Raw genomic sequence first — 8,279 nt, forward strand, 5'->3', positions numbered from 1 at the left:
TGGGCGAAGTAGTGGACGTTCGTGTAGCCCGCGGCACGCACCTCCTCGACCATTTCGGAGACGTACTGCTGGATGCGCGTCCAGTGCGCGCGCTTCTCCGGGTAGAAGTCGTTCAGCATCGGTCCGACGGCGCAGACAATCCGGGGAAGGTGTCAAAGGATTCATTCCGACACCTCGTCCCCTACGAGTCGTCCGACCCCCTGTGCCGAGTCCGGCGCCGCTTGTTGTCCTGGACGTCGGGGACGACCCGCAGCAGCCCCCACATCCCCTGCGCGAGGGCCCACTTCGTCACGCCGCTGCGATAGGCGTAGTCACCTGGATGCAGGGGGGTGAACTCGAAGGTCCGCGCCGTGCCGCAGCTGATGGCGGACTCGGAGGAGACCCGGGGCTCTCCGGTGGGCGAGAGGAAGCGCCACTCCGGCCAGGTGACCCCGTGGAGGGTGAAGCTCTGGTTGCGCGGCTTGTCGAGCGCTCCGACGAGGTGGAAGCGCACCTGCCTGCCCACCGGCACGCACCAGACCGGCGTGGCGGGGGCCGGGTTGGCCAGCGAGTACTCGCCGCCCGTCGGACTGAAGAGGGGCCCGATGGGCTCGCTGCGGTAGTTGAAGCCCTTCTGTCCCTGGTCCTCCGGATCGGCCGCGTTGGGGCCCTCGCCCGGTTCATCTGGCAGCGGGAAGTTCACGTTCCCATGGAGGTAGAGGCGCAGCCCGTCCTGCATCAGGAGGACGACCTCCTCGGAGCGCTCCCCTTCCTGGACGATCGTCGCCCGCGCGCCGTACCAGGCTTCGGGCGCGTCCGGGGCCGCGGTGGCCGCGCCCGCCTCCACCGCGTAGGGGGTGGCGCGGGGCGCCTCGATGATGAGCGCGCCGATGAGGCCATGGTGGCGGTGGTGGCGGAAGTCCGCCATGTCCTGCAGCAGGACGGGGCCGAGCGGCTCCCCGGCGTTGACGTTGGGGCTGGGGGGCCGGGTGGCGCGCCACACGTAGGTGAGTTCCTGGCCGGGCAGCACCGTCTGAGGAGGATTGAAGCCGACGTTGGCCCCATCGCTGTGGGTGACGTCGTACCGCACGAGGTCCGCGTGCAGCGACACCTGCTGGGAGACGCGGCGGTCGTCCTTCTCAACGGGGACCTCGGGGGCGAAGGGCTCGGGCCGCAGGCCGGGCGGGAGCCGGTTCTCCACCGTTACCTCGACCTGCTCCCCCTCGCGGCAGCGCAGGACGAGCGGCTCGTCGGGGTTCGACTCGACGGGGCAGGGTGCCTGCTCGCCAGGCCCCTGCACGGAGACGAGGCGATAGACGAGCCCGAAGGGATCGACGAGGTCCGGCTCGCGGTAGACCAGCCGTCGAGGCTCCGCGATGACCCGGAAGCGCCGCACCGGGAGGTCGGAGGGCGCGTCGCTGTCCGCGGCTCGCGGGGCTCCGGCGTCCGCCTCGAGCGGCAACAGGTCCTGGCCCGCCCCGCTCCGGGCATCCCCTGGCAGGGCGCGGATGAGCCCCCAGCAGCCGAGCCACAGGTCGTCCGCGGCCGACAGCTTGTAGAGGTAGTCGCCCGCCCCGAAGGGCTCGTTGTTGATGAAGGTGAACGCCTCGGAGATGCCCAGCGTCTGCTGGGCGCGGATCGACGAGTCGAGGTTGGCCCGGAAGCGCCGCCAGCGCATGCCATGAATCTGGAAGCTGTGCTGCTCCTCGTGAGAGCCCTGCACGAGGCGAATCCAGAGCGGCTCATTCTCATACGTGTGGAAGACGGTGGTGTCGGGGTCGCCATGTTGCCGGGAGCTGAACCAGTACGCCGGGTCGCCGGTGCGCTCGCGAATGGGGGTGTTGCGGTAGTTCAACCCCATGACGCCCTGGTCGCCATGTCCCCCGGGGTGCGCCGGCGGATTGAGCGGCCGTCCGTCCCGGTCCCACATGGGGATGTGGTCGCCAATGGCGATGCAGAACTCCCGAAACCACCTCTCGCCCCGCACGTCCGAGGGGAGCTGGATCCTGGCCTGCTGGCCGCTCACGATTTCCTGCTCCGGCTCGAAGGGGTGGAAGGCCTTCGCGCCAATGGGCTCGACGAGGAGCGCGCCAAACAGCCCGTGCTTCTGGCGGTAGTTGGCGAAGAGGTGGTCGTGGAAGAAGATGGTGCCGAACTCCCTGTCGGCCCACCAGCGGTAGACCATCTTCTTCCCGAAGCTCGCTCCGCTGAGGTAGTTCCAGCCCACGCTCGCGCCGTCGCCGCAGATGGGGTCGAACTTCACCATGTGCACGTGCAGGCCGCACTCGCCCTCCCACGGGAGTTTCGCGCAAGGAGGGAAGGGGGGATCGAACTCCGTCGCGGGAATGGTGCGCGGCAGTTGGTTGGAGAGCGTGAGGTTGAGAATCTGGCCGTGCTGGGCGCGGAAGAAGAGCGGCTCGCGGGGGCCGGGGCGTGTGGCCGGGTCACCCTCCGCGGCGAGGTAGAAGAGGTGCCCGTGCCGGTCGTGCCAGCCCTGGCTGTTGTAGACGATGGGACGCATCGCCACGACGACGTCGCGCTGGACCTCCCTGGGGCCGTTCCAGGTGCCGAACCGGGGGTTGGCCTCGTACTCCTCCGTCTGCTGCACGCTCAACGGGCGGCGGGTGAAGAGCTCTCCGGGGACCGGCGTCGGATTGAAGGCCTCGCGCTCGAGCTGCGTGGGCTCGGGTCGGTAGTCGAGGTCGCCGGGCATGGGCCTGTCCGCGTACGGCCAGGGCGGCACCGGCGACTTCTGGCGCACCTCGCCAGGGATGTAGAGCGGGTAGCCCGGCTTCGTCGGCGTGGGCCGGGGCGGCGGCGGACGGTCGGGGTCCGGCAGTGGCAGGAGCCTCTCGATGCGCGTGCCGTCCGGGTAGCGGCCGATGCGCCGCCCGGCGTAGCGCGGGTCTTCGCTCTGGAGCGGGGGGCCGTCCGTCCCCTCCTGGAGCGTATCGAAAGTGCGGAACATGCCCCACATCCCCTCGTGGAAGTGGGGGTAGAGGTGGCAGTGCCAGATGACGTCGCCCGCCACCTGGTGGCGGTTGCCCGCGCCCCAGAGGGGCTGGATGGTGTGAGCCGTCTGCGGGCCGATGGAGATGGCGTCGATGCGCGGAGAGTTCGGGTCCTGCGGCACGGTATGCCACTCGTAGAGGTGCAGGTGGAAGACATGCGTCTCCTTCACCGCCGCGTGGATGAGCCGGATGCGGACCGGATCGCCAATGTAGGCCTTGAGGATGGGCGTGACGGGGTCGCCAAACATCCAGGAGCTGTGGTGCTGCTCCTCGTTGAGGATGGGCCGCTGGAGGACGTGGCCTTCGCGCAGGAGCCGCCAGAGGATGCGCTCGCGGTTGATCATCGGCTCGGCGCGGTAGGAGACGGGCATGATGGGCATCAAGTCCCCGTGCCCGCCGTGCCCCGTCGCGCCGCCCGCGGGCGCGCCGGGATGCATCCGCCCCTCCGGGTGCCCGCCGGTGTCCTCGCCCTCGCAGGGATGGGGCTCCATGGCACCATGGGGCGGTACGAACTCGGGCTCGTCGTGAAAGAAGATGACGAACTCGCGGTGGGCCTTCGTGTCGAAGTCGGGGTGCTCGACGGGCGGCGGCCACACGTGGTCATCCAGGGTGGTGTTCGACGGGGCGCACGTGTCGGGCACTCCCGGGGGCAGCACATCCAGGTAGAGCCCATCCAGCTCCCGGACGCCGTGTGCATCCTCCGAGAGACGGCCCGTCACCGGGTCACGCCAGCGCGACCCCGCGGGCTCCACGATCAGGGCGCCGAAGAGGCCGTGCGCGTGGGTGCCGTCTTCGCCCCCGGAGAAGTTCCCGCCATCGTGGAAGGGGAAGACGCCCTCGTGGTCGCAGCACCACTCATAGGTGCGGCGCTCGTCGGGGCCCACGAGACTGGAGGGGTTGCGCCCGACATGGGCGCCATCGTCCGACCTGACGTCGTAGCCGTCACCGACGAGGTGCAGGCCCACCTGGCGATTCCGGATGTCGTTGCGCAGCTCCACCTGGACGCGCTCGCCCTTCCGGGCACGCAGCACGAGCGGGCGCACGAGGGGGTGCGGTTGGCGGGCCTCCTCGGGACTGGAAGGCAGCTCGACGCCAATCTCGTCGGCACGGGCCTTCGCCTGGGCATACCACTGCTCCGGCGTCTCGGACTGCCCAGGGCTCGGTGGCAGGCCCACCCGTCCCAGGGCCTGGATGTATTTGAGGATGGGGACGTTGGCCGTGAGGGCGAACATGAGCCCATTGTGGTCGTGGTCTCCTTCCCTGTTGAAATAGACCACTACCTGGAGCGCCGTGATTTTGTATTTCATTGTCCTCACCGAAAAAGGGCTCCTGGCTAGCGGCGCACCCTCACCGGAACCGCGAGGGCCTGTCCCCCCGCGCTCGACTGGAGGCTCACGGTCCGTGTGCCGTTGGGGGGCTGGGTGGAGTCACGCTCGCGGAAGCTCCAGTTGCCGAGCGCGTCCACCTGTGCGGTGCCCAGCACCTGTCCGCCCGGGGTAGGCCCCACGTAGAGGGTGACGGTGTTGTCCGGCCCCACGACGGTGGCGGTGCCCGTCACTCGCCACTCCTGGGGGCCGGTGCGGAACTCGACGAGCGTGGGCGTGAGGGTGTCCCGGACGCGGGAGACGCGAACGGTGTCGCGGGCGCGGCCTCTCGGGCCGCTCACGGTCAGCTCGAAGACGAGCACCGTGTCCTGGGCCGGAAAGGTGAAGGTAGGCCGGGCCGTCGTCGCTCCGGTGAGGACGACGGTGACGCCCGCCGTCTGGCGCCACTGGAAGCTCGCCGCGCCGGTGGAGGCCGAGCCATCGAGGGTGACGGTGCGCCCCTGCACCACCGTCTGGTCCGGGCCCGCGCGGGCCACTGGCGCCGTCGCCCGGAGCACCGTCACCGTCACCGTGTCGGTGGAGGTCCCGCCAGGCCCGCTCACCGTCAACTCGAAGGTCAGCGCCCCCGCGACGCCCGGCGCGGTGAAGGAGGCCGTGGCCAGCGTGGCCCCCGACAGCGTCACGGGCGTTCCGGCGGTCTGCCTCCAGGAGAAGCCGGTGAGGTCTCCGGAGGAGCCCGTGCCGTCGAGGACGACGGCCTGGCCCTGCTGCACGGACTGGTCGGGCCCCGCGACGGCCCGCGAGGGCAGCGGCTCGCTGCGCGGTCCCACCACGGTGACGGGCAGCGTGGCCGAGCCTCCCCGGGACGAGCCCACCCTCACCGAGGGCGGCGCCACGCTCACGCCGGCCACCACGAGCGAGCCCGCGGTGAGCGGCCCCCAGCCCTCGGCCGTGAGGACGGGCGGCTCCACCTCGTCGCTCGAGCGCGCGGCGATGCGCAGCTCCCGGGTGGCGGTGTCGTACTCCGCCCGGCCGATGCTCACGAGGTCCACCGGCTTGACGGACACCGCCATGTCCGGCTCGTCCGACACGTTGACGACGTCGACGGAGGCCGGCACGGCGGCGCTCTCCAGTCCGAGCCGCGCGAAGTACTGCCCCGCCGTGTTCCCCGCCAGCGGTGTGGTGCGGACGCCCGGGCCGCGCAGGTGCAGGGTCTGCCCCGGCTGGGAGAAGGCGAATACGTCGACCAGGGCGCCGGTGGCCGGTGTGCGCGAGTACGTCGCCCGCACCACCCCGACGCCCGCGCGGGTGGCCCGCTTGCCCATCAGGGAGAAGAGGTTCGTCTGGATGCAGTCCGTGCTGGGGGGGCGGCACAGGAAGGACGAACCCGGCGCGCCGACGCCCGGCCCCTCGATGCGGAAGAGGTTGGTGCCAAAGGGGCTGCCGGTGATGACGTGTGGCACGTCGGGGTTGCCGAGGTAGCCCGGGGGGGCGGAGGACGGCGGTGCCCAGGTGAGGAAGGGGCCCACGCGGCTTTTGAGCGCCTCGGCGAAGTCGGGGCCGCCGATGTCCTCGGTGAAGTTGATGCCGCGCTCCGCGTCCTCCCCCGCCTCCACGGTGAAGACATCCACGCCGTAGGGGTGGGTGACGCGGTAGGTGGCGCCCGGCCGCAGGTTGTCCACCCGGATGCGGATGCGCCCGAAACTGATCTGGTCTCCGGCGATGGCCTCGTCCCGGGCGAATGCCGCCTCCAGGGCCAGCGTCAGGCGCGCCCGGCCTCCGCCGGCCGTGTCCATCTCCGCGCCGGCCAGCATCCAGAAGGCCTCATGTGGGAAGTTGCCCGGCACCGTCAGCGGCGCATCCGGCTGGGGCACGTCTCCGGGCGCGAAGCCGCACAGCGGGTTGCGCGGCTCCAGGCACAGCTCGGTGCTCACGCCATTGGCGTCCCGGTACCACACCGGAAAGCCATTGCTCGGGTCGATGGGCCCCACCGTCGTCAGGTGGCTGCCTCCCGGATGCGCGGCGTGCGCCCCCAGCCCCATGCCCAGCACCCCAAGCGTCACCAGGGCCACCCACGCCCACACAGGACGCTTCTCCGCTCTCGCCATCCATCCCCCCTCGTGGATGCTCCTGCCCAAGTCGGCGGGGAAATAGGGACATTGCCGGGTGGCGCCAAGGGCCCGGCGCACCCGCGACGGGAAATGGGCAGTGCGCGGGGAGCGGATGCTCAAGGGTGAGCATCCATCTTGTCCCGGAGGGTAGGCCGGCTTGGGCGTGCACGGGACGCCAGGGTCGCTCAGAGCGTGATGGCGATCTTTCCTCGTGCCTTCCCGGCTTCGAGGTAGCGCATGGCCTCCGGCACCTGCTCCAGCGAGTAGGTTCTGTCGATACTCGGCGTCACCTTGCCCGCCTCGATGAGGACGGTGAGCCGTTCGAGGTCGCTCGAGCGCTCCTTGCAGATGAAATTGGTCAGTCGCTGGCGCACGAAGGGCGAGAGGGCCAGGGCCCGCAGCTGTCGGTCGATACCCCCCGTCCAGTCGCCGCCTTCCTCGCCGCCAACGATGACGGCCGTCCCGGTGGGCGTGAGCGCTCGACGCAGCCGTGACAGTGAGGGATTCCCCGCGATGTCGAGGATAAGGTCGTAGCGGTGCGCACCCTCGGCGAAGTCGTCTCGGGTGTAGTCGATGACATGGTCTGCACCGAGGGAGCGCACCAGCTCGAGTTTCGGGGTGCTGCACACGCCGGTGACCTCCGCCCCGAGGGCCTTGGCCAGTTGCACGGCGTAGGTGCCGACGCCGCCCGACGCACCGGTGATCAACACCTTCTGCCCTTGCTCGACACGGCCGACGTCGCACAGCCCCTGCAGGGCGGTGAGCGCTGACACCGGAACCGCCGAGGCTTGCTCGAAGGTGGCGTTCACCGGCTTGCGGGCGAGCTTGTCTTCTCGGGCCACGGTGTACTCGGCGAAGGAACCGTGGCCGATGCCGAACACCTCATCACCCGCGGAGAACCGGGTCACCGCCGAACCGACCGCGACGATCGTGCCGGCGACATCTCGCCCGGGCACGGGGTTCCTCGGTCCGCGGATTCCGAAACCGAGGCGGAGCAGATACGGCCGGCCCGTCATCAGATGCCACGTACCCCGATCGAGACCCGCCGCGTGCACTCGGAGGAGCACTTCGTTGTCGGCGACCTTGGGTGGGGGGAGCCGCGCGAGGCGCAAGACGTCGGCGGAGCCGTACGTGTCCTGCACGATTGCCCGCATCGTGCTCTCCGCCGTCACCGGACTGTTCGCGTCGCCGTCCATCGCGGCGTGCTGCCCTTCGGCTCTCATGAGCGCTTCCTTTCGAGCCGATGGGGCGCTCGCACCGTGCCTGTATGATTAGGGTAACCATTGACGGGATGGATGGCCCGGTGATCGGGCCCTGAATCAATCCGTTGCGCGGCACCGTTGTCGTTGAGGGAAGAGTCAGGCCCTCACTCTCCCTCCACGTGGAGAGAGCGCCCCCGTGCCGGTTGTGACGAGGCCAGTTGGCTGTCAGTCCGAGGCGGGCTGCTTGAGCCTCAAGGGGACAGGCTGGCCTTTCTTCCGTCCAAAGGCGTCTCCTATCGCGGACGGTGGCATCGGCACTCCATCGCCCTCGAGCTGGTCTCCATCGAGAGGCGCAAGGGCGACATGCTTTGGCTGCGGTACAAAGTGAAGCGCTGAGGCGGTCGGCTCATGAGGCGGTCGGCTCAGAGGAGTCCCTTGAGCCGGAGGAAGTCCTCCAGCTCGGCGGCCATCTTCTGGTGCCTCTCCGCGGTGGGGTGCCAGTCCTCGCCAAACGGCTCGCTCCCGATGGGGGTGTGGGCGAAGTAGTGGACGTTCGTGTAGCCCGCGGCACGCACCTCCTCGACCATTTCGGAGACGTACTGCTGGATGCGCGTCCAGTGCGCGCGCTTCTCCGGGTAGAAGTCGTTCAGC

At 70.0% G+C, this 8,279-nt stretch carries 3 protein-coding genes and 1 pseudogene; all 4 read right to left on the minus strand.

The genetic code is table 11. From position 1 onward, the window contains the following. Positions 1–181 precede the first annotated feature (181 nt). Complete coding sequence (locus VF794_RS18260; protein WP_331112118.1) at positions 182–4,297, minus strand: multicopper oxidase domain-containing protein; 4,116 nt, start codon at positions 4,295–4,297, stop codon at positions 182–184. A gap of 26 nt (positions 4,298–4,323) precedes the next feature. Next, positions 4,324–6,423 (minus strand): PKD domain-containing protein, encoded by a 2,100-nt coding sequence (locus tag VF794_RS18265; protein ID WP_331112120.1) that lies wholly within the window; start codon positions 6,421–6,423, stop codon positions 4,324–4,326. Between the two features lie 188 nt (positions 6,424–6,611). Then, positions 6,612–7,649: an NAD(P)-dependent alcohol dehydrogenase gene (locus tag VF794_RS18270; protein ID WP_331112122.1), complete on the minus strand. Its 1,038-nt coding sequence runs from the start codon at positions 7,647–7,649 to the stop codon at positions 6,612–6,614. A 401-nt stretch (positions 7,650–8,050) separates the two neighbouring features. Then, positions 8,051–8,279, minus strand: a pseudogene (locus VF794_RS18275) (acetyl xylan esterase); the annotation flags it as partial.

Source organism: Archangium sp., assembly GCF_036389735.1.
Taxonomy (GTDB): domain Bacteria; phylum Myxococcota; class Myxococcia; order Myxococcales; family Myxococcaceae; genus Archangium.

Coding starts and splice junctions, on each gene's coding strand:
- VF794_RS18265 (WP_331112120.1), bottom strand. CDS start 6,423: ATGGCGAGAGCGGAGAAGCGTCCTGTGTGGGCGTGGGTGGCCCTGGTG.
- VF794_RS18270 (WP_331112122.1), bottom strand. CDS start 7,649: ATGAGAGCCGAAGGGCAGCACGCCGCGATGGACGGCGACGCGAACAGT.
- VF794_RS18260 (WP_331112118.1), bottom strand. CDS start 4,297: ATGAAATACAAAATCACGGCGCTCCAGGTAGTGGTCTATTTCAACAGG.